Origin of the sequence: Methylophilus rhizosphaerae, assembly GCF_900100975.1 — a bacterium.
Classification (GTDB): Bacteria; Pseudomonadota; Gammaproteobacteria; order Burkholderiales; family Methylophilaceae; genus Methylophilus; species Methylophilus rhizosphaerae.
This window is the reverse complement of record NZ_FNFX01000003.1, coordinates 455056-480090: the sequence shown is the minus strand read 5'-3', so window position 1 is coordinate 480090 and position 25035 is coordinate 455056. Positions and strand designations below refer to the sequence as shown.

The 25035-nt window shown below is 50.2% G+C and carries 26 protein-coding genes and 1 tRNA gene; 17 read left to right on the top strand and 10 right to left on the bottom strand.

Annotation, left to right across the window (positions count from 1 at the left end; genetic code table 11):
* Position 1 precedes the first annotated feature (1 nt).
* Complete coding sequence (locus BLP53_RS09215; RefSeq protein WP_245652761.1) at positions 2–565, bottom strand: EF-hand domain-containing protein; 564 nt, start codon at positions 563–565, stop codon at positions 2–4.
* A gap of 472 nt (positions 566–1037) precedes the next feature.
* On the opposite strand from BLP53_RS09215, the gene ompR reads away from it, so the two are divergent.
* Both ompR and BLP53_RS09205 read left to right on the top strand, forming a co-directional pair.
* Positions 1038–1763 (top strand): osmolarity response regulator transcription factor OmpR, encoded by a 726-nt coding sequence (gene ompR, locus BLP53_RS09210; protein ID WP_091471843.1) that lies wholly within the window; start codon positions 1038–1040, stop codon positions 1761–1763.
* Between the two features lie 64 nt (positions 1764–1827).
* Positions 1828–3105 carry a sensor histidine kinase gene (locus BLP53_RS09205; RefSeq protein WP_091471842.1) on the top strand — a complete coding sequence of 426 codons (1278 nt, stop codon included), beginning with the start codon at positions 1828–1830 and terminating at the stop codon, positions 3103–3105.
* 5 nt (positions 3106–3110) lie between these two features.
* Here BLP53_RS09205 and cysG read toward each other — a convergent pair whose 3' ends face one another.
* Positions 3111–4499: a siroheme synthase CysG gene (cysG, locus tag BLP53_RS09200; RefSeq protein WP_091471841.1), complete on the bottom strand. Its 1389-nt coding sequence runs from the start codon at positions 4497–4499 to the stop codon at positions 3111–3113.
* Between the two features lie 110 nt (positions 4500–4609).
* On the opposite strand from cysG, the gene miaB reads away from it, so the two are divergent.
* Together miaB and BLP53_RS09190 are read left to right on the top strand one after the other, a co-directional pair.
* Positions 4610–5947, top strand: a complete 1338-nt coding sequence (gene miaB / locus BLP53_RS09195; protein ID WP_091471840.1) for a tRNA (N6-isopentenyl adenosine(37)-C2)-methylthiotransferase MiaB — start codon at positions 4610–4612, stop codon at positions 5945–5947.
* Between the two features lie 2 nt (positions 5948–5949).
* Positions 5950–6903: a PhoH family protein gene (locus BLP53_RS09190; RefSeq protein ID WP_091471839.1), complete on the top strand. Its 954-nt coding sequence runs from the start codon at positions 5950–5952 to the stop codon at positions 6901–6903.
* Between the two features lie 414 nt (positions 6904–7317).
* Here BLP53_RS09190 and BLP53_RS09185 read toward each other — a convergent pair whose 3' ends face one another.
* The gene (locus tag BLP53_RS09185) at positions 7318–7932 is read right to left on the bottom strand and encodes a glutathione S-transferase (RefSeq protein ID WP_091471838.1); all 615 of its coding nucleotides are present in this window, start codon (positions 7930–7932) and stop codon (positions 7318–7320) included.
* The gene (locus BLP53_RS09180) at positions 7932–8948 is read right to left on the bottom strand and encodes a quinone-dependent dihydroorotate dehydrogenase (RefSeq protein ID WP_091471837.1); all 1017 of its coding nucleotides are present in this window, start codon (positions 8946–8948) and stop codon (positions 7932–7934) included. Before BLP53_RS09180 ends, BLP53_RS09185 begins: the two co-directional genes overlap by 1 nt.
* Before the next feature lie 165 nt (positions 8949–9113).
* Between BLP53_RS09180 and BLP53_RS09175 the strand changes: the two genes are divergently transcribed.
* Positions 9114–9239 (top strand): DUF3149 domain-containing protein, encoded by a 126-nt coding sequence (locus BLP53_RS09175; RefSeq protein ID WP_091471836.1) that lies wholly within the window; start codon positions 9114–9116, stop codon positions 9237–9239.
* A gap of 47 nt (positions 9240–9286) precedes the next feature.
* On the opposite strand, the gene BLP53_RS09170 is transcribed toward BLP53_RS09175, so the two are convergent.
* Positions 9287–13156, bottom strand: a complete 3870-nt coding sequence (locus BLP53_RS09170) for a DUF3683 domain-containing protein (RefSeq protein ID WP_091471835.1) — start codon at positions 13154–13156, stop codon at positions 9287–9289.
* A 93-nt stretch (positions 13157–13249) separates the two neighbouring features.
* Here BLP53_RS09170 and BLP53_RS09165 point away from each other — a divergent pair, with 93 nt between their 5' ends.
* The 3 genes from BLP53_RS09165 to BLP53_RS09155 are packed head-to-tail and all read left to right on the top strand — an operon-like array spanning position 13250 to position 14913.
* Positions 13250–13756, top strand: a complete 507-nt coding sequence (locus BLP53_RS09165) for a peroxiredoxin family protein (protein ID WP_091471834.1) — start codon at positions 13250–13252, stop codon at positions 13754–13756.
* Between the two features lie 2 nt (positions 13757–13758).
* The gene (locus BLP53_RS09160) at positions 13759–14169 is read left to right on the top strand and encodes a CopD family protein (RefSeq protein WP_091471833.1); all 411 of its coding nucleotides are present in this window, start codon (positions 13759–13761) and stop codon (positions 14167–14169) included.
* A 3-nt stretch (positions 14170–14172) separates the two neighbouring features.
* Positions 14173–14913 carry a hypothetical protein gene (locus tag BLP53_RS09155; protein ID WP_091471832.1) on the top strand — a complete coding sequence of 247 codons (741 nt, stop codon included), beginning with the start codon at positions 14173–14175 and terminating at the stop codon, positions 14911–14913.
* A 61-nt stretch (positions 14914–14974) separates the two neighbouring features.
* On the opposite strand, the gene BLP53_RS09150 is transcribed toward BLP53_RS09155, so the two are convergent.
* On the bottom strand, positions 14975–15475 hold the full coding sequence (locus BLP53_RS09150) for an SRPBCC family protein (protein ID WP_091471831.1): 501 nt from the start codon (positions 15473–15475) through the stop codon (positions 14975–14977).
* Positions 15476–15619: 144 nt separating this feature from the next.
* Between BLP53_RS09150 and BLP53_RS09145 the strand changes: the two genes are divergently transcribed.
* From BLP53_RS09145 to BLP53_RS09125, 5 genes are all read left to right on the top strand, one after another.
* On the top strand, positions 15620–16186 hold the full coding sequence (locus tag BLP53_RS09145; RefSeq protein ID WP_091471830.1) for a TetR/AcrR family transcriptional regulator: 567 nt from the start codon (positions 15620–15622) through the stop codon (positions 16184–16186).
* 94 nt (positions 16187–16280) lie between these two features.
* Positions 16281–17252, top strand: a complete 972-nt coding sequence (locus tag BLP53_RS09140; RefSeq protein ID WP_091471829.1) for a carbohydrate kinase family protein — start codon at positions 16281–16283, stop codon at positions 17250–17252.
* A 15-nt stretch (positions 17253–17267) separates the two neighbouring features.
* Positions 17268–17726 carry an outer membrane lipoprotein gene (locus BLP53_RS09135; protein WP_091471828.1) on the top strand — a complete coding sequence of 153 codons (459 nt, stop codon included), beginning with the start codon at positions 17268–17270 and terminating at the stop codon, positions 17724–17726.
* 147 nt (positions 17727–17873) lie between these two features.
* Positions 17874–18662 (top strand): GNAT family N-acetyltransferase, encoded by a 789-nt coding sequence (locus tag BLP53_RS09130; protein WP_091471827.1) that lies wholly within the window; start codon positions 17874–17876, stop codon positions 18660–18662.
* Between the two features lies 1 nt (position 18663).
* Positions 18664–19431 carry a lysophospholipid acyltransferase family protein gene (locus BLP53_RS09125; protein ID WP_245652760.1) on the top strand — a complete coding sequence of 256 codons (768 nt, stop codon included), beginning with the start codon at positions 18664–18666 and terminating at the stop codon, positions 19429–19431.
* 32 nt (positions 19432–19463) lie between these two features.
* Here the strand turns inward: BLP53_RS09125 and BLP53_RS09120 are convergent, their stop codons facing one another.
* Complete coding sequence (locus BLP53_RS09120) at positions 19464–20303, bottom strand: symmetrical bis(5'-nucleosyl)-tetraphosphatase (RefSeq protein WP_091471826.1); 840 nt, start codon at positions 20301–20303, stop codon at positions 19464–19466.
* 76 nt (positions 20304–20379) lie between these two features.
* Positions 20380–20883 (bottom strand): c-type cytochrome, encoded by a 504-nt coding sequence (locus BLP53_RS09115; protein WP_091471825.1) that lies wholly within the window; start codon positions 20881–20883, stop codon positions 20380–20382.
* Positions 20884–21075: 192 nt separating this feature from the next.
* Between BLP53_RS09115 and BLP53_RS09110 the strand changes: the two genes are divergently transcribed.
* Positions 21076–21152 (top strand) — tRNA-Arg (locus tag BLP53_RS09110).
* Positions 21153–21620: 468 nt separating this feature from the next.
* Complete coding sequence (locus BLP53_RS09105) at positions 21621–22115, top strand: cupin domain-containing protein (protein WP_091471941.1); 495 nt, start codon at positions 21621–21623, stop codon at positions 22113–22115.
* Positions 22116–22660: 545 nt separating this feature from the next.
* Here BLP53_RS09105 and BLP53_RS09100 read toward each other — a convergent pair.
* Together BLP53_RS09100 and BLP53_RS09095 are read right to left on the bottom strand one after the other, a co-directional pair.
* Positions 22661–23167, bottom strand: a complete 507-nt coding sequence (locus tag BLP53_RS09100; RefSeq protein ID WP_245652758.1) for an SLC5/6 family protein — start codon at positions 23165–23167, stop codon at positions 22661–22663.
* On the bottom strand, positions 23167–23382 hold the full coding sequence (locus BLP53_RS09095; RefSeq protein ID WP_091471824.1) for a hypothetical protein: 216 nt from the start codon (positions 23380–23382) through the stop codon (positions 23167–23169). The genes BLP53_RS09100 and BLP53_RS09095 overlap by 1 nt, the downstream gene beginning before the upstream one ends.
* A 205-nt stretch (positions 23383–23587) precedes the next feature.
* On the opposite strand from BLP53_RS09095, the gene BLP53_RS09090 reads away from it, so the two are divergent.
* The gene (locus tag BLP53_RS09090; RefSeq protein WP_091471823.1) at positions 23588–24634 is read left to right on the top strand and encodes a helix-turn-helix transcriptional regulator; all 1047 of its coding nucleotides are present in this window, start codon (positions 23588–23590) and stop codon (positions 24632–24634) included.
* A gap of 183 nt (positions 24635–24817) precedes the next feature.
* On the top strand, positions 24818–25012 hold the full coding sequence (locus tag BLP53_RS09085; RefSeq protein WP_091471822.1) for a heavy-metal-associated domain-containing protein: 195 nt from the start codon (positions 24818–24820) through the stop codon (positions 25010–25012).
* Positions 25013–25035 lie beyond the last annotated feature (23 nt).

Sequence of the window (25035 nt, the reverse complement as noted above, 5' to 3'; positions counted from 1 at the left end):
ATTAGCTAGGGCGCTTGCGAAGTGCCGACATGTCCTTGCCGGAGGAGTTTGCCGAACTGCTGGTAGGAATGACCGGGGAGAGGGGTTTTAATTTGGCTTTTTTGGCTTCGGCCTCAGCCTCTGCTGCAGCGGCTTGCTGCGCTTCTGTCCTTGCTTCTGCTTCACGCTGACGTTCAACCATCTTGGTATAAGCACTTTCAAGCTCTTCCAGTGTAATCACTCCATCCCCATCCAGATCTACATAGGAGAAATGCCGTGCCACCTGCGGCAGGCACAATGTAGCTTCTTCACGATCCAGGGAGTCATCAGTATCACGGTTACACTCATTGAATCTCTGTGAAATACTGTCATGCATGGCTTTGCGCTTCTGCACCATCAACTGGTGATCGGGATCAGTATTGCGCGCATATTCTTTCAATGCCTTGCGCAAACGGGCACGGTCGTCAGGGCTGAAGTTATACTCGAGTGTCTTGTTGAGGCCGGCATCGTCGTTATCCACTGACTGGTTATCAGTGAGTTGCAGCGGTAACTTGAGATCAGCAGACACAGGCATAGTCAACAACATGGTTGTTGTCAGCAAAAAAAACCCGTTCAAATGTTTGATCGTTCTAAAACCCATCGCTCTAAAACCCACAGATTACTTTGTTTTTATATTGCCAAGCATACTTGGACAGATTGCCCAATATCACCAACACCACGTTAATTTAACCAACGCCATCAGACCGCAAGGTCAAGCTGCATAACATAACGCAACTGCGGTCACCCCATCAACCGATTTAACACAAAATAGCGTATTTCAGCCCATTCTGTTTGCGGAACGTGACACATCATGCCTCACGATTGTAACTGCAATATTTCACTGCTTCCGCTATTTGTAACCAAGTTGTAACTGCCCCACTTCATGCCAGGGAAGGCTTGGAGTATAATATCTCGCCTCACGATGAATCATTTCAGCCGTTTTATCATCCAGTCTCATGTAACCGTTATTCGGCTTAACGGGTAACAAGGACGCCAGTGTCTGTGTGTAAAGGTTCTTAATGGCAGAGCAACTAAAAAAAATATTGATGGTCGATGACGACTTGCGTATGCGCGAGCTTTTACAGCGCTACCTGACAGAACAGGGATTCAATATCCAGTCAGTGTCTGGCGGCAAGGAAATGGACAAGGCCATGGCCAGCGAAGAATTTGATTTGCTGATTCTCGACCTGATGCTGCCCGGCGAAGACGGCCTCGCGATTTGCCGCCGCTTGCGTGGCGCCAACCATATGACGCCCATCATCATGCTGACGGCGCGTGGTGATGAAGTGGACCGTATCGTCGGCCTGGAAATGGGAGCGGATGATTATCTGCCAAAACCATTCAACCCACGCGAACTGCTGGCCAGGATCAACGCCGTATTGCGCCGCCATGAAATCACGCCCAAGCATATCGTGGAGGAAAAAAACCCGGCGTTCCAGTTTGGCGAATTTGTGTTTGATATCAATACCCGTAGCCTGACCAGAAACGGCACGCCAATCACCATCACCAGCGGCGAATTCACCTTGCTGAAAGTATTTACCGAGCATCCGCGCCAGCCCCTGTCACGTGACCGGCTGATGCAACTGGCGCGAGGACGCGAACTGGACGTATTTGATCGCAGTATTGATGTACAGGTCTCCCGTCTGCGCCGGATTATTGAACCGGACCCGGCTCACCCACGCTACCTGCAAACCATGTGGGGCTTTGGGTATGTGTTTATTCCCGATGGCGAGTCTCCGCAATAAACTGCGGCGGTGACTGCCTTAACCTTTCGTGCGCATACTGCCCCGCAGACTACTGTCCCGTATCATGCTATTGATTGCCATCCTCTTGGCAGTCAGTATCTATGCTTCACTCAAGATTTTCGATTATTTTGATCGTGAACCACGCGCGACCGCTGCCGCCCTGCAAGCGGTGACGATTGTGAATTACACACGCGCCTCCCTGATTGCATCACATGAGAATCGCCGCCTAGCCTTGCTTTCTGAACTCTCAGGACGTGAAGGCGTGCGCGTTTATGCGGCAGATTTCCTGGAAGATATCGAACCCCTGCCCGCCGATCCGTTTATCAACCTGATGGCGCAAAAAATTCGCGAGAAACTGGGTGAGGAAACCATTATCACCGTCAACCATTATGACATTCCCGGCTTATGGATCAGTTTCAACGTCGGCCAGGATGATTTCTGGGTGGTCATCCCCAAAATCCAGGTTGACCGCCCTTTCCCCTGGCACTGGCTGGGCTGGGCGGCAGTGGTGGGCCTGTTGTCACTGGTCGGGGCCTACCTGCTGACGGCCCGCATCAACCGGCCGCTGACCATGCTGGTGCATGCGGCACAGCGTCTGCGCAATGGCGAACCCGCCCCCAAATTACCGGAAGACAGCGTGGAAGAGCTGCGCGAAGTGACACATACTTTTAACGAAATGGCGGAATCCCTGGCGCGGCTGGATGCCGAGCGCACCTTGCTGCTGGCCGGCGTCTCGCATGATATCCGCACGCCACTGGCCAGGTTACGCCTGGCGGTGGAAATGCTGCCGCCGGACGCCGATTACATGAAGCACGGCATGATTGAAGATATTTCCGACATGGACAATATCATTCACCAGTTCCTGGATTTTGTGCGCGGGGTAGAAGGGGAACCTACGCGCATGATGGACATCAACGACTTGTTACGTGCGCTGGCTGAGCGCCAACTGCGGGCAGGTCGCGAACTGAAAATCTCGCTGGGTCCCAAATACTTTATTCCTATTCGCCCGCTGGCCATGCAGCGCTTGCTGGATAACCTGGTCGGCAATGCCTACAGCTATGGCAAAGGCAAAGTAGAGGTACGTAGCCAGGTGATGGCGGACAAAATTGTGGTCAGTGTACTGGATAATGGTTCAGGCATCCCGGCAGAGCATGCCGAACGACTGTTGCGTCCGTTTGAACGCATGGACAGTGCCCGCAATAAATATGAAGGCGGTAGCGGCCTGGGACTGGCGATTTGCAACCGCATCGCCAAACTGCACGGCGGTGAACTTTCGCTGTTGAACCGCCCCGAAGGCGGCCTGGAAGCCAGGCTGTCACTGCCTATCCTGCCGAACACCTGATACTTTTATGCGCCTGGCGTAAACCAGTGCAGGCGGGGGCGCAGTTTCACCACTTCACCAACAATCGTCAGGCTGGGCGGTTTTAATCCTGCGGCCGCAACATCCCTCGCCAGATTTTCCAGCGTAGATTCAACCACACGCTGCTTGTGCGTCGTGCCTTGCTGAATCACAGCCGCAGGCATATCTGGCGATACGCCATGCGCAACCAGTTGTGCACAAATCTGCGCCAGCCCGACCAGCCCCATATAAATCACCACCGTTTGCCTGGGGCGCGCCATGGCCTGCCAATCCAGGTCTATGGTGCCATCTTTCAAGTGGCCGGTAATAAACAGGCAGGCCTGCGCATAATCCCGGTGCGTCAGTGGAATCCCGGCGTAACTGGACACACCGTTGGCAGCGGTAATGCCAGGCACCACCTGGAACGGAACGCCATGCTGCATCAGCGTTTCAATTTCCTCGCCACCGCGGCCAAAAATAAAGGGATCACCACCTTTCAGCCGCAACACACGTTTTCCCTCAAGCGCCAGCCGTGCCAGCAAAGCGTTGATTTCCTCTTGCGGCAACGTATGCTGGTCGCGTGATTTTCCGACATAGATCAGTTCGGCATCACGACGCACCAGTTCCATCACCTCTTTGCTGACCAATTTGTCATACACGCACACATCGCATTGCTGCATCAGGCGTAACGCGCGGAATGTCAGCAAATCAGGATCGCCCGGACCGCCGCCCACCAGATACACCTCACCCCGTGAGGGTGCATCCTCGCTTTTTGCCAGCAACTCATCCAGCAAATCCCGCGCCGCCTGTTCCTGGCCAGACAATACGCGCTCGACCAAGGGGCCATTTAATACCTCTTCCCAGAAGCGGCGGCGTAACTGGGTGGTAGAGAACCTGGTTTTTACCTGGTCACGGAACTCACCGGCAATCGCCGCGATCCGGCCATACGCGGCAGGCAGCATGGTTTCAATTTTGCTGCGGATATGCCGCGCCAGCACTGGTGCGTTACCTTCGCTGGATACCGCAATCACCACCGGGCTACGGTCAATAATCGAGCCCATGGTAAATGTACACAAAGCAGGTGCATCCACTACATTCACCGGGATATTCAAGCGCCTGGCAGCAACAGATACTGCTTCATTCACCGCTGTGTCATCAGTCGCGGCAATCACCAGGCAAGCCCCCGTCAGTTGCTCGGGAGAAAAACTGGCTGCCAAATATTGAATCTCACCAGCGGCCAGCATGGTTTGTAACTCACCACCTAACGCGGGTGAAATCACTGTCACCTCCCCTTGCGCTTTACGCAACATCCCCACTTTGCGCGTAGCAACATCCCCACCGCCAATCACGATACACGGGCGTTGCGCAATATTGAAAAAAATCGGTAAGGCTTGCATGCAGTCGGTGTTCAGTTCAAAGAATGCTATTTTACCGCAGTCCCCGTATGCGCTGGGTGTTAACCTGCAAATACGCTAAAATACTGTTTTTGTAAGAAAATTAGCGTTTCATGAAGCAGGACAGCGGTAAAAAAATATTCATCAAGTCGTTTGGTTGCCAGATGAACGAATACGATGCTTCACGCATGGTCGATTTGATGCGCGAACACGATGGCATGACCCAGACCGATAATATGGAAGAGGCTGATGTCATCCTGCTCAACACTTGCTCCGTACGCGAAAAAGCCGAAGAAAAAGTATTCAGCCACCTGGGCCGCATGATCCCGCTCAAGGAAAAAAATCCCAACCTGGTGATTGGCGTAGGCGGTTGTGTCGCCAGCCAGGAAGGCGACGCCATTATCAAACGGGCACCTTATGTGGACGTGGTATTCGGCCCGCAAACTTTGCACCGCCTGCCAGACCTGATCAAAGCCAAGCAGGCCGAAAACAAACCACAGGTCGATATCACCTTCCCCGAGATTGAAAAGTTTGATCATTTGCCACCTCCGCGCATTGAAGGGGCGACTGCCTTCTTAAGCATTATGGAAGGCTGCAGCAAATATTGCAGCTTCTGCGTGGTGCCTTACACACGCGGCGAAGAGTTTTCGCGCCCGTTTGAAGATATCTTGACCGAAGCCATTCAACTGGCAGAGCAAGGCGTGAAGGAAATCACGCTGCTGGGACAGAACGTCAATGCCTATCGTGTGCAATATGAAGGCATTGAAGCCGACCTGGCCCTGCTGATTGAAACCGTGGCCGAGATTCCGCAAATCGAGCGCATCCGCTACACCACCAGCCATCCCAACGAAATGAATGAACGCCTGATTGCCTGCCACGCCAATGTGCCCAAACTGGCGAATCAATTGCACCTGCCCGTGCAAGCGGGCAGTGACCGCATTTTGATGGCGATGAAACGCAACTACACGGCGCTGCAATACAAAGGCCTGATCCGCAAACTCAAAGCCGCCAACCCGCAGCTGACCATTACCAGCGACATTATCGTCGGCTTCCCCGGCGAAACCGAAAAAGACTTCCAGGCGACACTAAAACTCATGCGCGATGTCGGCTTTGATTACAGTTTCAGCTTTTTATACAGCCCGCGCCCGGGTACGCCTGCCAGTTATTTACCGGACGAAACGTCTCAAACCGATAAAGCCGGATGGCTCAAGCAGTTGCAAACAGAAAACGAAGCCAACGGCGATGCCATCAGCCGCGCCATGTTGGGGTCGGTACAACGCGTATTGATTGATGGCCCGTCCTGGAAAGACCCTAATTTGCTGGCAGGCAAAACCGACAATGGCCGCGTAGTGGATATCGCTGCCGATGCACGCTTTATCCACCAAATGGTCCAAGTCAGAATCACCGACGTCTATAATCCGAAACGCCTGATTGGCGAAATAGTGAATTAAGCATGGAAATTACCCTCAGCCCCGAAGACAACCTGATGCTGGCCAACTTGTGTGGCCCGCTAGATGAAAATATCCGCCAACTAGCTAACGGCCTGGACATCGATATCAACCGCCGCGGTAGTACGTTCTACCTGAGCGGCAGCCAAACCAATATGCGGCTGGGCGCGCAAATGCTGGAAAATTTTTATGCACGATCTAAAAAGCCGATTGAGCTGGAAGACATACAACTAGGCCTGGTGGAGATCGATAAACTCAAACCGGAAGAAGTCGCCAGTAGTGCCATGCCGGTACTCATGACCCGCCGTGGCGACCTGCATGGCCGCACACCACGCCAGGTCAGTTATCTGCAACAAATCCAGGACCATGACATCACCTTTGGCATCGGCCCGGCCGGTACCGGTAAAACTTACCTGGCTGTCGCCAGCGCCGTCGATGCCATGACACGCGATCGTGTTAAAAGAATCGTGTTAGTACGCCCGGCTGTCGAAGCTGGTGAAAGATTAGGCTTTCTGCCTGGTGACTTGAACCAGAAAGTCGACCCCTACTTACGCCCGCTGTATGACGCACTGTACGACCTGGCGGGTTATGACACCGTCAACAAAATGTTTGAACGCGGCGCGATTGAAGTCGCCCCGCTCGCCTATATGCGTGGCCGTACCTTGAACCAGAGTTTTATTATTCTGGATGAAGCACAGAACACCACGCCAGAGCAGATGAAGATGTTTTTAACCCGCATCGGTTTTGGCACTAAAGCGGTGATTACGGGTGACGTGACGCAGATTGACTTGCAGCGTCACCAGAAGAGCGGCTTGGTAGAAGCACAGAAAATTCTTAAGGAAGTGAAAGGGATTGCCTTTACCCAGTTTATGTCGCAAGACGTGGTGCGGCATCCGTTGGTGCAGAAGATTATTAATGCTTATGAGAAGTTTGAGCAGTCTGCACAGAAAAGTGACTAGCAAACGCTAAAACAGAAACTCACCCTTTTCGCCTCTCGGCGAGGCACTTTCTGGTGCTTGTCCCCCAGAAAGTAACCAAAGAGGACGACACCCAGCCATCACGGCCTTCGGCTCCCTTGCGTTGCTCAACATGATGGAATGGGATTTATCTCGCCAAACTACCAGCGTAAAAGTTTGAAAAGTAACTCGCCTACAGGTGAAATGAAACCTATCAAACTCAAAAACAAATGCAATTGACCACCGATGAACACAGATACACACCATACACACCGATAAACGGATTAAAAAGAAACCTGGTATTTCATTGCAATCAGTTGTGCAAATTGCACCCTGCCTGGATGGCTACCCCTCGAAACGACGCTACGCTTCGTTTTCTGGCCCGCGCCAGAATGACGTCAGTTAATGCAGCTCGCCCTACTCAATATAAGTAGGAAATTTCTGCATAATCTCCCCAAACAATGGGCTTTCCAACCATACTTCTAACCAGGCCCGCAGTTTCGGATATGGACTTAAAGCAAACCACTCAGCATCCACCGCCGCAAACTGGCGGATAAATGGAAAAATTGCTACATCTGCCACACTGGCAGAGTCCCCTAACAAAAAGCGCTGTTGCTCCAATGCAGCCTCTAATATCCGCAAAAACTGCTCACCTTGCTGCCTGTAAAATACCTGCAATTGTTCAGGGTAACGCTCGGGATATTTGTAACGATCGAGCGCTTTTTTGAAATCGCCGTCATTGATCGCAATCAAGCAATTCACCGCATCATGGTCTTTATTTAACCAACCCTGCGGATCACGCTGCGCCAACGCCCACCATATAATATCCAGACTTTGCTCAAGCACAGTACCATCCGGCAACTGCAATACTGGCACGGTTCCTTTAGGTGATAGCTGCAACAAATGCGCAGGCTTGTCGCGCAAAGAAACTTCGCGCACTTCAGGCTGGATATTAGCTGCCCATAACGCCATCCGTGCACGTATGGCGTACGGGCAACGGCGATAGGAGTAAAGGATAGGCAAAGCAGCCATTACAGCAAGGCTTTGCGGCAGTCTTTAATGAGTTGCGGGCCCTTATAAATCAGGCCACTATATAACTGCACCAAGCTGGCGCCCGCAGCTATTTTCTCCCTGGCATCATCGCCAGACAAAATGCCGCCCACGCCGATGATGGGCAAACTGCCTTGCAGTGACGCGGCCAGGGCTCGAATCACGCGTGTGGAACCGGCTTTGACCGGTGCACCTGACAGGCCGCCAGCTTCTTCTGCATATTGCAAGCCAGCCACAGCATCACGTGCCAGGGTGGTATTGGTCGCAATGACACCATCCATGCGGTGCTGCATAAGCAGGCCGGCAATTGCCCCAACTTGGTCAGCGGTCAGGTCAGGGGCAATTTTCAGTACCACGGGCACATATTTGCCATGTACTTGTGACAGGATTTTCTGCTCGGATTTGAGCGTCGCCAGCAATTGCCCCAGCGCATCTTTTTCCTGCAAGGCACGCAGGTTCTTGGTGTTGGGCGAAGAGATATTCACTGTGATATAACTGGCATGGCTATATACCTTGCGCATGCAAATCAGGTAATCTTCTGCAGCCCTTTCGTTAGGGGTATCAAAATTTTTACCAATATTGATACCCAGGACACCTTTAAACTTTGCTGATTTGACGTTCTGGATCAGTTGATCCACACCCAAGTTGTTAAAACCAAAGCGGTTGATAATGGCTTGGGCAGCTGGCAAACGGAACAAGCGTGGCCTGGGGTTTCCAGGTTGCGCGCGCGGCGTGACCGTGCCGACTTCAATGAAGCCGAATCCCAATGCAGCCATGCCATCAATCACAGCCGCATTCTTATCTAACCCTGCAGCCAGGCCGACCGGGTTAGGAAAAGTTAATCCCATCACTTGCCTTGGTTGATCGGGCAACCGCGTGCCAGCCAGTTTCAGCAGGCCCAATTTTTCCGTGCGTTTGAGCGACTGCAAAGTCAGGTCATGTGCCTGCTCGGCATCCAGTTGGAACAGCAGTGGCTTGAGTAGCGGGTATACATTCATTGCTTATTTTCCTGAAAATCTTGTATGTGACACGGCAACAAAACGCATTTCACCGTTAATTGCCTGCACCACTTTTGCGTTACATCAAAAACCCTGTTTTGAATAGGGCTCAAAATCATCTCCAGGATCAGTGCTTGCCACATCATTTGCTTACAGGGAGACGTTATGAAAATTTTGATTGATTTATTATCGACTGACTATGGTTTGATGAGTTTTATCGTGATTGCCATTATCTTTGTGGTCATGACCTGGGCCGGTATTTACGTCTACATCAAGGCGCGGCAGCAATAATCACACCAGGCCATTTAGCATAAACCCCGCTTGCGCGGGGTTTTCTTTTACAGCAGCACTTTTTCAATGCCGCCATTATTGGCTTTCTGGATATAGTTTTCCATCCAGTTTTCGCCCAGCACATGCTTGGCCATTTCCACCACAATGTAGTCGGCTTCAATACCCGTATCATCACCGTAACGTGACAGGCCTTGCAAGCAGCTTGGGCAAGAAGTCAAGATCTTGACTGGCTGCTCGGGCGCACCCACAGTCAGGCCCATCTTGGCCATGCCTTTTTCCAGCTCTTCCTGCTTGCGGAATTTCACCTGGGTGGCAATGTCAGGACGTGCCGCCGCGAAGGTACCAGACTCACCGCAGCAACGGTCATTCAACGCCACCTCGGTACCCATCAGTTTATTGGTGACTTCCAGTGGCTTGTAGGTCTTCATCGGCGTATGGCATGGGTCATGGTACATATAGCGCGTACCAGTCACGCCTTGCAGGCGCATGTCTTTTTCCATCAGGTATTCATGGATATCGAGCAGGCGGCAGCCCGGGAAAATTTTCTCGAACTCGTATTTCTGCAACTGATCCATACACGTACCGCAAGAGACGATCACCGTCTTGATATCCAGGTAATTCAGCGTATTGGCCACGCGGTGGAACAGTACGCGGTTATCGGCGGTGATTTCCTGGCCTTTGTCGTGATTGCCAGAGGCCGTTTGCGGGTAACCGCAGCACAGGTAGCCTGGTGGCAATACGGTGATCGCGCCCACTTCGTACAGCATGGCTTGTGTCGCCAGGCCGACGTTGGAGAACAAGCGCTCGGAGCCACAGCCCGGGAAGTAGAACACGGCTTCGGAATCTTCGGTCACTTTTTGCGGATTACGAATGACCGGGATCATGGTGTCGTCTTCCACACCCAGCATGGCGCGTGAAGTCTTGGACTGCATTTTCTTCGGCATCGGGCGATTGATGAAATGAATCACCTGCGCCTTGATTTCTGCCTTGCCAACGGTGGCTGGCGGTGCTTTTTTATCCTTGAGCAGACCGAACTTCTTGGCCAGGCTGTTGGCCACGTTAATCGCCTTGTAACCCATGCCTATCATGGTGCCGCGCAACAATTTAATTGTCGCCGGGTCCTTGGCGTTCAGGTACAACATGCCTGCCGCGGTGCCAGGATTGAATTTCTTTTTACCCTGTTCACGCAGGAAATTACGCATCTTGACCGACACGTCGCCAAAGTCGATATTGACCGGGCATGGCTTTTCGCAACGGTGGCAGATCGTACAATGGTCAGCCACATCGTTGAACTCGTCAAAATGCTTGAGTGAAATACCGCGGCGCGTTTGCTCTTCGTACAAGAAGGCTTCAATCAGCAGCGAAGTGCCCAGAATCTTGTTACGTGGCGAGTACAGCAAGTTGGCGCGTGGCACATGCGTAGAACACACCGGCTTACACTTACCGCAGCGCAGGCAGTCAGAAATATCATCGGCAATCTCGCCAATGGCAGATTGCTCCATAATGATGGATTCTTGCTCCAGCAAACCAAAGCTAGGCGTGTAGGCGTTTTCCAGCCCGGAACCCATCAGCAGCTTGCCTTTATTGAAGCGGCCTTCGGGGTCTACCTTGTTTTTGTAGCGGGTAAATGTATCAATGGTGGCTTGGTCGAGAAACTCCATCTTGGTGATGCCGATCCCGTGCTCGCCAGAGATCACACCATCCAGGCCACGTGCCAGATCCATCACGCGCGCCACGGCAGCATGCGCATCCTGCATCATGCCGTAGTCATCGGAGTTGACCGGGATATTCGTATGCACGTTACCGTCACCGGCGTGCATATGCAGCGCGATAAACACGCGGCTCTTCAACACGGTCTTCTGGATCTCGTCCAGCTTTTCCAGGATTTTCTGGTATTCTCGGCCGGCAAAAATATCCGCCATCGGGCGCTTGAGCTCACGCTTCCAGGATACCCGCAGATCATACGATTGCACGGCACGGAACACATTTTCATATTGCGCAAATGGCTTGCCCATTTCGCCGAGCACAGCGACTGGCTCATCCAGCGTATTCAAAAGCAAACGCCATCTTGCCCGCACATCATGCAGCAACTGCAAGGCAATATTACGCTTGGATTTCGCACTTTCAGGATCAGCATTGCCGTCTTCATCCGGTTGCAGCGGCAGATCACCCTGCACAAAGGTTTCCAGTTCATCCACCAGGCGCAGTTTGTTCTGGATAGACAGCTCGATATTGATGCGCTCGATACCGTCAGAGTATTCGCCCAGGCGTGGCAATGGAATCACCACGTCTTCGTTAATCTTGAAGGCGTTGGTATGGCGTGCAATCGCGGCAGTACGTGAACGGTCCAGCCAGAACTTCTTGCGTGCCTCGGCCGAGACCGCAATAAACCCTTCACCGTTGCGGGCATTACACATGCGCACGACGGCAGACGCAACTTCGCCGACGGCATTTTCATCGTCAGAGGCAATGTCGCATAACAACACCATTTTCGGGCGCTGCTGGCGCGCAGCCTTGGTTGCATAGCCGACTGCTTTCACATAGCGCTCGTCCATGTGTTCCAGGCCTGCCATGATCACGGCAGGGTCCTGTTTGGCAGTTGAATCAAGGTAATCCTTGATTTCAACAATGGCAGGCACGGCGTGCGATACGTTGCCGAAAAATTCCAGCGCAATCGTGCGCACATGCTTGGGCATGCGGTGCAGGATAAACGTCGCCGAGGTAATCAGGCCATCGCAACCTTCTTTTTGTACGCCAGGCAGGCCAGACAGGAACTTGTCAGTCACGTCTTTACCCAACCCCACCTTACGGAAGCTAGGGCCCGGAATTTCCAGGATTTCCGGCTCCGCCAGCAGGTTCTTGTGGTCAATGTCATAACGGCTGACTTTAAAGCGTGCCACGTCGATATCGTGAATCTTGCCGAGGTTGTGGTCCAGCCGCTCCACTTCCAGCCAGGTGGCATCTGGCGTGACCATGCGCCATGAGGCCAGGTTATCCAGCGCAGTGCCCCACAATACGGCTTTCTTGCCGCCGGCGTTCATGGCGACGTTACCACCAATACAACATGCATCGGCAGAAGTCGGGTCACACGCGAACTCCAGCCCAGCATCAGTCGCCGCTTCCATGGCACGGCGGGTCACCACACCGGCACCACATTCAATGGTAGCGACCTGGCGTGCCACACCAGGCAAAGTACGCATTTGTACGCCGGTATGTTTATCCAGTTTTTCGGTATTGATTACGGCTGACAAGGGCGTCAGCGGCACTGCACCACCGGTATAACCTGTACCACCGCCACGCGGGATAATGGTCAGGCCAAGCTCGATACAAGCGCGCACCAGGTAGGAAATTTCAGCTTCAGTATCCGGGTTGATTACCACAAACGGATACTCGACACGCCAGTCAGTCGCATCAGTCACGTGTGAAACGCGCGCCAGGCCATCGAACTGGACATTATCTTTACGCGTAAATTTGGTCAGTTTGGCCAACGCTTTTTTACGCAGTTCGGCAGTCTGCTTGAAATCATCCGCAAACTTCTCAACTGCCTTGGTCGCAGCAGCCACCAGTTTGAGCACTTTATCGTTACCACCACTGCGCTCGTTAATCGCAGCAATCCGGTGATACAGCGCATCAATCAGGGCTTTGCGGCGCTTTGGGTTTTCCAGCAGGTCATCCTGTAGGTAAGGATTACGGGAAACCACCCACAAATCGCCCAGCACCTCAAACAGCATGCGTGCACTACGCCCTGTTTTGCGCTCGGCACGCAAGGTATTCAGGATTTCCCAGATTTCCTCGCCCAGAAACCGAATCACGATTTCACGGTCCGAGAAGGAAGTATAGTTGTACGGAATTTCGCGCAAACGCGTAAGAGGAGTAGAATCTGATTTGAGCAATTCTGCAGGCACAGGTGCGTTCATTGATAGGTTTATCAAAAGCAAAAGTCAATTATATCATGCTGAAGTCAGCACAAACACGTTACCCACGCTGGGGTCTTTAATCTCACGAACATCATGTCGAACTCTACTTTCTCATTAAAAAAATGGTTGCTGCCTTTGGTTGGGCTCGTTTTATTTGCCAGCCTGGCTGTGGTTGTCATGCAAAGACCCCAGGCACCGGATGTCACCTTCACCACACTGGATGGCAAAAAAATCAGCATGCAGTCATTGCGCGGTAAAACGGTACTGGTGAACTTCTGGGCAACAGATTGTCCCGGCTGTATCAAGGAGATGCCGACACTGATTGATACTTACAAGCGGTACAAGGACAAAAATTTTGAAGTGATTGCGGTGGCCATGCCCTATGACCCACCCGCACAAGTGCTGAATTACACGAAAGAGAAGGCACTGCCATTTTCCGTGATGCATGATGGCCTGGGTGAAATGGTGCAGGCGTTCGGCAATGTCAACCTGACACCCACGGCCTTTGTGTTTGACCCGCACGGCCGCCGCCTGCAAAAAGTGATAGGTGAACTGGATTTCAACCAGTTGCAGAAACTGATAGAACAGCAAGGCAAATAGGCATGTTGTGGGTGAAAGCACTACATCTCGTATTTGTGGTCAGCTGGTTCGCCGGGCTGTTTTACCTGCCGCGCATTTACGTGAATCTGGCAATGGAGCCGCAGCCACAAGCGTACGCCCGCTTGCTGCTAATGGCACAGAAACTGTATCGCTTCATGCAACCGCTCTCCATCCTGGCACTCGCCTTCGGGCTATGGCTATGGCTGGGATTCGGCTTTCATGGTGGCTGGCTACATGCCAAACTGACACTGGTTGCCTTGTTGCTTGGATACCATCATTACTGCGGCAAATTACTCAAGCAGTTTGCTGCCAGGCAAAATCGCCACTCGCACCGCTGGTACCGCTGGTTTAACGAGATTCCGGTACTACTATTGTTTGCCATTGTGATTCTGGTCGTCACCAAGCCCTTCTAAAACATGCTGGAAGCATTGTTGCAATCCGAATGGCTGGTACGCATGCTGGATAAAGCCGGCAAGCAACCGGCGCAAAAACTGCTGGGATTGTTTTCCATCCTGGATGACTTGCTTTCCAGCCCTCTGGCCAGTCAATATGCATTTCCACAAAGCGCAATAACGCATGATCGCCTGCAGGGCTACCTGACAATTCAAGCTGAAAAAGCAGGAGTGCGCCTGCCGGAAATGCTGGCGAACCAGTTATATTTCATGGCGGTCAGTGCCTGCCAGGAGAAGCTGGCCCACCCGCATTCCACCGCATTGCAACATGCACAACTTGCCGCAAAGGCCCTGATCGCAGAACAGACCACACGTGACATTAACTGGCTGGCAGTACGCAATTACAGCATTGTGGCTGTCGCATTAATGAGCGGTATTCTGGCAGGCCATTACTGGCCTGGCCCGCAGGCAGTCGAAACGGCTCCCGCAAAAGTGGCAGCTCCTGAATCGGCGCCGAACCCGTTGTCGCTGGAAGCCAGCCCCGCTGAAACAGCGGCCATTTATGGCCGTTTGGAAACGATGAAACATGGGGATTGCCGCTTGCTTGAAGCCCTTCAATTACCGGAAAGGCTCAAAAGCGTTTATATCGAAAATGTGGTTCACGGTCATGTTACCAGCAACCGGGACGAACAGGTGCTGGTTAACCAACTGCTGGATCAGGTGCAATGCAATTACACTCCCAAACTGATGGCAAATTCCAAATAAAAAGCCACCGTAGTTACACCACGATGGCCCTTTCACCTTTTTAACCCAGTGTGGTTTGTTTTTATTGAAACAGCGTTTTCAGCTGATTCAAACCACCATCATAAACGCCTTTAATCGTATCTGAAGCGGCTTTTTCATCAGCAGGTGCCTTAGGCAAGAAGTGGCTTTCCCACACAACCACTGATTTACCTGCGCCATTTGTATGCACTGAAACTGTCGATGCATATTCATTCACCGGCAATACACCATCGATAATTTTGTATGAATATGTTTTCGCTTTAACATTGTAGGCGGTCAAAGCTTCATGCACTTTGCCACCATCTTGAAGCGTCAATTCGCGCGTGGCACCGACATGGTTACGCTTGCCAGACAAAATCTCCGTTTTAGCCACTGCCGGATGCCATGCGCCCAAATCACCAAAATCGGCAACTTTGTTCCATACCACTTCAGCCGACTGGTTCAACTCCACCGACTTCACCACATATAAGGGCTCTGCCGCCAACACCACCGACGCACTGCAGCCTAAAGCAATTGCCAACAATATTGATTTTATTTTAGCCATACTTTTCTCCTTTGATTAACTAACCATCTTAAAATATACTATACAGTATAGTATATACAAAATAACAAGCAAGTATTCAATAGGAAATATTCACGACTTCTCTAAAAACTATACAAACAGGTATACAGTGCTATAATTATTTTCATGACTACGCTCAAGCAGAAAATTCTGCAAGTATCGACAGATCTGTTCCAGACCCGGGGAATCAACTCTACCGGCGTGGATACTATTGTGGCGGTCGCCGGCACCACAAAAATGACACTGTATAAATACTTCGAGACCAAGGAAGAGCTTATTCTGGCGGTATTGCAGCAAAGTCATCAGGATTTCCAAACCTGGATGAATGACAAACTGGGCGTATTTAACGATAAGCCTGACGAAAAAATCCAGAAGTTATTTGATTTTATTGAAGAATGGGTGACATCCCCTTCATTTGTCGGCGTGGCATTTATTAAAGCCTCGGCTGAATTCCCGAACGAAGAAAACCGTATTCACCAGCTTTCTTCGCAACAATCTCGCGAATTCCGCCAATTTATCAGTAAGCTGGCGCAAGAAGCACAAATTAAAGATGCTGATGGTTTAGCCATGCAACTTTCTATTTTGTTTGAAGGTGCAGTTCAGGCAGAACAGATCAAACGCGGCTCCGGTGCTATCAAGTCTGCCAAAAAAGCGGCCAAATCCCTGATCGATCTCGCCATCAAGCAATCCTGAACGGCGTTATATCTCTTTGCACTTGCCAGCCATACCGCTGGCAGCAATAATACTCGCTGTTTCTATATCAACTTTCACCACAACGTACATATCCATGAAGATTTTAATTTGCGGCTCCCTAGCCTATGACACCATCATGGTGTTCCCCGACCAGTTTAAAAATCATATTTTGGCCGATAAAATCCATAAGCTAAGCGTGGCTTTCCTGGTCCCGGAAATGCGTCGTGAATTCGGCGGCACTGCTGGCAATATCGGCTATAACCTGCAACTGCTGGATGGCCAGCCACAAATCATGGCAACCGTCGGCGATGATTTTGCGCCTTACCAGGCCTGGCTGGCGCAAAACAAGATTGACCAGCAATATATCAAGGCCATCGAAGGTACCTATACCGCCCAGGCCTTTATTACCACGGATATGGATGATAACCAGATTACCGCCTTCCACCCGGGTGCCATGCAGCACGCACATGCCAATAGCGTGAAGGATACAAAAGAGGCCGTACTTGCCATTATTGCCCCGGACGGGCGTGATGCCATGTTCCAGCACGCAAAAGAGTGCCATGACGCCGGTATTCCATTCATGTTTGACCCAGGTCAGGGCCTGCCCATGTTCAATGGGGAAGAATTGATGCACTTTATCAATATGGCCGACTATCTGGCTGTGAACGATTACGAATCCCAGGTCATCCAAGATAAAACAGGCTTGACACTGGAACAACTGGCTGGCAAAGTCAAAGCACTGATCGTGACGCTGGGTAGCGAAGGTTCTCACATCTATGCCGATGGTCAACGCCATGAAATTCCATGCGTTAAGGCAGATGCCGTGGTAGACCCGACCGGCTGTGGTGATGCCTATCGCGCCGGTTTACTGTATGGCATCGCGCGAGGCTGGGACTGGAAAACCTGTGGCCGGCTGGCCGCTACGATGGGCGCCATCAAGATCGCCCACCGCGGGGGGCAGAACCACAAACCCGGCAGGGAAGAGATCGAACATATATACAGCCATGCGCTGGTACAAGATGCGATTAAGGAAGATCCGTCATTGGGTCAACCTGCATCCAGTTAAATAAGGAGAATATCAATGAAAATACGCACATTGCAGTGGATTACAATCATAGCAGTCATTGGTTTTTTGGGCGCTTGCGCCAGCTCTAATTCCGGTAGTGTTTACTCACGGGATGAAGCGCGCAAAACCCAAACGGTGAAAACCGGTGTCGTTGAAAGCGTACGCAGCGTTAAATTGGAAGGCACCAAATCTCCGGTTGGCACTGTTGCTGGTGGTGCAATTGGCGGCATTGCCGGCAGTACAGTGGGTCATGGTGCTGGCAGCACCATTGCAGCAGTAATTGGTGCGGTAGCTGGTGGCCTGGCAGGTTCAGCGGCAGAAGAAGCCGTCACCCGTAAAGATGCTTTCGAAATCACCGTCAAACTGGATGGCGGTGGCCTGGTGTCCATCGTGCAGGAAGCGGATGAACCGTTCGCAGCCGGTGATCGTGTGCGGATTGTTGAAAATAGCGGCACCTCACGCGTGACCCACTAAGTCATCCCCCTTAAAAAAAGAGCGGCCTGGTCGCTCTTTTTTATTGCCCGTGGTTCGTTGATGTCGTCATATAACTGTCACATCAGCGTCACCAATCGTTCACATCCCCCTCCTATCATCTCGCTAAATCACATAAGGAGACGCGTGATGTTTGAACGCAACCTGCAGCAAACCGACCTTCACTCACCTGATATTCAAACCAGTATTCATCCCCCTCGCAAACAAAGTTCCACCCTCAGTGTTGCACTGGCCACCTGCGCAGAAGAAATTGCCGAAGCACAACGGCTTCGCTACCAGGTGTTTGCCAAAGAAATGGGCGCGCACATCAAAAGCCAGAATGGCCTGGATATTGATGGCTTTGATGCTTTTTGTGACCACTTGCTGGTGCGCGATGACGCGACACAGCAAGTCGTGGGCACTTACCGTATCCTGAACCCGCTGCAAGCCATGCTGGCTGGCGGTTATTATTCGGCAGGTGAATTTGACCTAAGCCGCCTGTCACCGCTGACTGACCGTACCGTAGAAGTGGGCCGTGCCTGCGTACATGCGGATTACCGGACTGGTGGCACCATTACCATGCTGTGGGCAGGCCTGGCTAAGTACATGATGGCACGTCAATATGAATACATGATCGGCTGCGCAAGTATTTCCATGCATGATGGTGGCCATGCCGCCGCCTCATTGTTTAACCAGCTGCGTGAAGAACATCTTTCCCCGGCGGAATACCGCGTATTCCCGCACAACCCGTTGCCGATTGATGCCCTGGACCAATCACTCTCTGTCACCTGCCCGCCACTGATTAAAGGCTATCTGCGCCTGGGGGCTTATATCTGCGGTGAACCGGCCTGGGATCCGGCTTTTAATACGGCAGATATGCTGGTATTGTTACCACTTTCCCGTATCAATCCCCGATATGCTGCGCATTTCCTGAAATAACTTGCCCACGACCTCTCTTCTTATCCGCGGGTGGCGCATCACCCGCACTGTCATCCATATTCTGATCGGCATCACATTGGCGGCGCTCGCGTTGCCGGTATGCGGTCGCCGCATACGCCGGGTGTTGATGCAATGGTGGTGCCGGCGCTTGCTGCACTGTTTCAATATTACACTCACCACCAGCGGCGCATTGCCAGATAAAAATACCCACAGGGCGTTATTTGTAGGCAACCATATTTCGTGGGTGGATATTCACGCCATCAACAGCGTCCTGCCGGTACGCTTTGTCGCCAAAATGGAAGTAAAAGACTGGCCGGTGTTTGGCTACTTGGTAAGAAAATCCGGCACGATTTTTATTAACCGCGGCCGTCAGCGTGATGCAGCTCGCGTAATACAGGTCGCGAGTGACGCCTTAACACAGGGGGATAATTTATGCGTCTTCCCGGAAGGCACCACGACAGAAGGCCTTGGCGTGCTACCGTTCAAAAGCAGCCTGATACAGGCAGCCATTGATACCCATGCCACGGTGATTCCTGTTGCTATCCGCTACCCGCTGCCGGATGGCAGTCCCAACCTGGCAGCTGCCTACGCCGGCGACACCACCATGGCAGAATCCATGCAGGCGTTTCTCAACATGCGCAAGCCCACCGTGCATTTGCATTTCTGCCAGCCAATATCCGCCAGCAACATGACGCGCCAGTCCCTGGCAGAACAGGCGCAGGCTGAAATCGCCAGCCTCCTGGCAATGCCACCACGTCCACACGGCTAAAACACATCAACAATCTGTAGCGCAGGAAGAAGCTAGTCACCACCGCTGTTTGCCGGACGGTCACGCGCATCCAGCCCAACCTGCATGATACGCCCGTCATCCAGGTTATACGCCGTGAGTTGCCGTCCCCATAAACAGCCGGTATCCAGGCCAATCACTCCATCATCAAGGTGTAATCCCAGCGCCGACCAGTGACCAAACAATACAGGCTGAGCCCCGGCAAATCGCCGGGCAGGCAATTGAAACCATGGAAAGTACCCGGCAGGCATATCGGGGACTTCCCCTTTAAAGGTAAACTCCATTCCCCCTTGCGCATCGCACAAGCGCATGCGGGTAAATGCATTCACGATGGCGCGCAATCTATCCGTCCCTACCAGCGCATCATTCCATTGGGTCGGCATATTGCCATACATCGCAAACAGGAAATCCGCATACGCCGTTTCATCACGCAACACCGCCTCGACTTCCTCGGCCAGGCGCCTGGCTTTCACCAAGGTCCATTGCGGATACAAACCGGCATGTATCATGGCATAGTCATCCTCCAGCACCATCAAAGGTTGCTGGCGTAGCCAGTGCAATAATTCGCCACCATCCGCTGCTGAAAAAATGGCAGACAAAGTATCAAAACGGTGTGGTGGACGCACGCCATGCGCCACGGCAATCGCATGCAGCTCATGGTTCCCCAGCACCAGCTTGATGTTGTCACGGTGTGCATATACCCAGCGCAATACCTCCAGCGAACCATTGCCGCGATTGATAATATCGCCGACCAGCCACAACTGGTCTCGCCCGGCCTGGAAATCAATCCCGCCCAGTAACTGCATCAGCGAATGGTAACAGCCTTGAATATCCCCTATTGCGTATCTCGCCATGGTTCAGCCTTCTGTATGCTTCCGCACTATCAATAAAAAAGCCGCTTGTCACAGCGGCTTTTATACATCGTATCGTTTACTTCTTCAAACTGGCTGCATCAAACTTGGCACCGGCCTGGTTGGCCATATAAGCTACCGCGTCGGCCACTTCGTGATCAGTCAGATCCGCATTACCCCCGCGAGGCGGCATACTGCGGATACCTTCAGTCGCATGTTTCACCAAGGTCTCATAGCCCTGGGAAATGCGTGGACCCCAATCACCGGCGTTACCAATTTTTGGTGCGCCCAATGCACCTATGCCGTGACAGGCAGCACAAGTAGCCTTCACAATTTCCTCACCACTTTTCTCAACGTGTTCACCCGCAGCTTCCGCCACTTCCACAGTCGCAACCGGCTGGATATTGGCAACCACTTTCTGTTCAGCGGCGTCTGTGACCTCTTTGCTCGGTGCAGGTTTCTCGCTACCGAATACCCCGAACAGGTAAGCCAGCACTGCCACCAGCACACTGAACCCGATAATTACGCCTGGTATCGCAATAATTAATTCCTTTATGCTTGAATACTGTTTATTTCCCGACATGTTTTTTTGCCCCATTGAGTATGAAATACCTGCGCGATTATAGCGCAGAACGCCTCCCGCAGAAAACACGTAAAGCTTGCTACCCGATAAGCATCCATATCGGGCAACACAAGCACAAATTAAAGAATGACCTTTCAAATTTGCCTCCTGACTGCCAAGGCAGCGCGACTTATTTGCTATAATGGCAGGATTGCGCCCGTAGCTCAGCTGGATAGAGTATTGGTTTCCGAAGCCAAGGGTCGTGGGTTCGACTCCCGCCGGGCGCACCATTTATTTATAATCAAAATACTTGTCACTAGACTGATATCTTGGCCGAACTGGCCACATTATTCTTCAATTTAGAGGCCGCCATTTTATACTTCCGGTCATCGGTTTGCGGGAGTTAGGCTGCCAACTCGGTCAAGGATACTACTTTGCAAAACCAATGAACGAAGCGGATACTTTGATATGGCTTGAGAATTGGAACAAAATCTTGGCCTTCCAATATAAGAGTATGGCTTTTTCCTTGATTAAATCCGACTTCTTAGGCCAAGCCTAAAGGCCAGTCTTTCCATCACAATCAATCAGCCAGCCCCTGATTGCTCGCCTATGACTCATAGTCATGCTACTAAGAAAATTCATTAGCTATTATCAATGAGTTCTTTCAGTTCATTTGAAATCTGTCTGAGTAGAATTGAAATGTATACGGATCTGTATACATTAAATTTAAATCAATCTTATTTATGCCAGAGGATCATATGAAAAACATATTAATACTAGCCGCCGCAGTTTCATGTTTTAGTAACATCGCGTACGCAGACAAAATTGAAAGGATGAGCGCCAGTTCCATGCGCTCATTCACGCCCGAAAATATTGAATGGAAAGATGAGCCCATATTACCCAAAGGCGCTCAGAGTGCAATCGTGGTAGGAGATCCGACAAAAAAGGGAGTATTTATCGCATGGTTAAAATTTCCGGCCAACTATCCAATTCCCCCACATACCCATCCATTTGCCGAAGTGGTGACCGTACTCAGCGGCCAGTTAGGTAATGGCATGGGAACCAAGCTCGACAAATCCAAAGGCGAACTGTTAAATGCCGGCTCTAGCTTCGTGCTTCCAACTGGCCATACACATTATGTCTGGACGACAGATAAAGAAACTATTGTTGAATTAATCGCTACCGGCCCCTGGGATATCCATTACACAAATCCAAGTGATGACCCGAGAAAAAAAGCAACAACAAACAAGTAGCAACCATTTATTGCAAAGGGGGTGTCAGGAGCTTGTGTGTTGGATCATTTAGTTTCAAGGACAAGCCCCCCCCCCCCAAAAAAAACATCAATTTCCACGCCAAGCCGACATAACGGCCAACGATTGCCACAGGGATTTACCATCATCAGCCAGCCGTTTTTTGCTTGGCTATGGGAGGTGCAAAAAAATCGATACACCCCTGGGATTTTGGCCAGTAATCGGCTGCATCTGATGCACCCAAATACTGAGCGCCATAAGCCATAGCGCTTAGTTTGTAGACGTTTTCTATGCATATTGTTAATTACCACTTTATGCTTCCGTCCCTTAGTCACGTTATGGCTTCGTCTATCCGACAGACTATGCTTCTAGGGAGGGCTTTGATTAAATCCATATGCATTTGCTAATTTAATTAACTCCTGAAACCATTCACCCACTGACTTGGTGGTTAGTAGTTTTGCATAGCGCTCAAGTATCACCTTCATTCTCCTTGATGAAAGAGGGTGTGCAGTATGTAGCTTTAAATATTTATATGAATTTGTATCCAGTCAGTGAAAAATAACAGCCTTTAATGAGTTAACTGATTGCGAAAAACTCAATGCGCCTAAAGATAGATATTTAAACATTTCACCTAATGCTTGCATGCCTAAAACCAACCATGGTATGCCCGAAACAATGCCTATAATTGCAGCAATGGTGCGAATATGCCTGGAGTCAAATCTAAGAGCGAAAAGGTCTGGCTGTGTTTTAAGATCAAAGGCTTTTCCCCAAGTCCAAACTGTTTTGGCCATGACATACATAAGCATCACTGTCAGCAAACTGTAGGAGAGGACATAAAAGGATATTGCTCCACTTGCTGCAGCCATACCTCCAAAAGCAGTAAACATTGCTCCTGGATACCAAGTATTTAGAAAAGACATTGCTTGGAATTTGGCATCGAATGCGCGATTGCCAACTGCGTATGTGGAAAAAGTGCTGTCGTCTATTTGAATTCTTTGTAACAAGACGACAAGTGCGAGAAAAAATATAACTACCATCCCGAAGGTAATAAACATTATTCAATCCTTCCATTCTCTTTTTCATCAAGATATGCGTACACAATGCTGGTAGTGATAGATAGGCCAACTATCAAGAAATAAAATATTGTTGGTGGAAGGCCAAAGATTGGATGCTGCAGTTTATTTGCATACCAGTAGATTGGAGGTGCTAATGTAATAACGGTATTTAATAAGAACCACAATTTAACAATTAAAGATGGTTTTTCTTTCACGCGGCTGCCCCTTTAGTTATTCATATTTTTAACTACATACATGGATCCCACTCAGTAATTCTTGAAATATTTTTTGCGACTATTATGCGTGGCGCATGTCTAAAAAAATACCTTGCAAATGCAAGGTAGGACTGAGATTATTTATCTGCTCTTGATCGTTGTACATTCATCAATGAAGTCAGTATTTATTTATTGAAATGACTATATGAATCAACTTTCGATTTCCCCTACATTTTTAGCAGACATTTACCAAACCGCACTCGTAGAGAGCCCTAATGAATTTCAGAAGAATGTCTTAGATAAACTTAATGAGGTTATTGGTTTTGATCATGCTTGGTGGGGCATTATGAGCCAAGCTCCTTCAAAAGGTTTTAAACTGTTAAGCTCATTAAGATATGAGTTACCTGCGGCATTTGAAGAACATTGGAAGGCAGTTTGTGCCGATGATACTTTAGCTAGTAGTGTGCATTTACAGCCTGAAACCACTATACACTTTTGTAAAAGAGACCTTTACTCAACATCTGGTTTATCCAGTCTGAATAATACTTTCAAACTGCATCAAGCACTTTGCACATCTATTTTTCTACCTGATCACCAATCTTTCTTATTCATTTCACTTTTTCGCTCGGGCGACAGCCCAATACCATTTAAAGAAGCAGATATTGATTTAAAGCAACTAATAACACCTCATCTATATGCTTGCTGGAAGACCAATCTTGTGGCCGCAATCGAGAGATCAAAACTGGAAAACCATAGGCAGGGTGCAGTTGCTTTTGTTGACCGAGAAGGCTCTGTCGTGTGCACTAGCGATGCTTTTAAAGATTTAATATCACAAGCTTACCCTTGGTGGAGTTTTGGTGAAAAATTGCCGGTTCAATTTACTAGCAAACCAATCGTAAATTTACTTACCGAGAAGCAGCAAAAGTTAATTGTGGAGAAAAGCGAAGTTGGTGGCTTATACAAAATTGACATAAAAAATTTATCATTAATTGAAAAACTCAGCTCTCGTGAACGCCAAATTGCACATGCATATTCTTCAGCAAAAACTTATAAAGAAATTGCATTAGACTATAGTCTAACCCCAGCTACAGTAAGAAACTATATACAAAAAATATATGAGAAGCTTGGCATAGGCAATAAAGCAGAACTTGTTAGAATGTTTGATAGTAGCAATTACCCTAACTTCTCCTCAAGCTCACCTCCAATAGCCTTAGATGTAAAAAAGTCCAACATCCAAGGCGCCTTTTACTGAGAAAGAGATTGAGCTATTAGCTAAAAGTAAAAGAGAGATTGCAGACCGCGTACAAAGCTTTAAAACAGATTATGCTTAAGAATTCGCCTTGAGGCCAAGATATACTTCCTATCGAATAAGAAATTTATCCTCAAAAATAAATGGCGTCTTGTCACCATTACCACTCAACTCAAGGAGCTCAACATGAACTTTCATATTGAAAACATGACCTGTGGTGGTTGTGCGCGTGGTGTCACCAGGGCAATCAAAGATGTAGACCCTGACGCAACCATCATCACTGATCCACCAACCAGATATGTAAAGGTTGAAACCATTGCATCGCAGGATGAAATCATTACTGCCCTGAACAGCGCAGGTTTTCCGCCTATTGCCCAGTAACCCTATCGCCTGCCGAGTTGCAA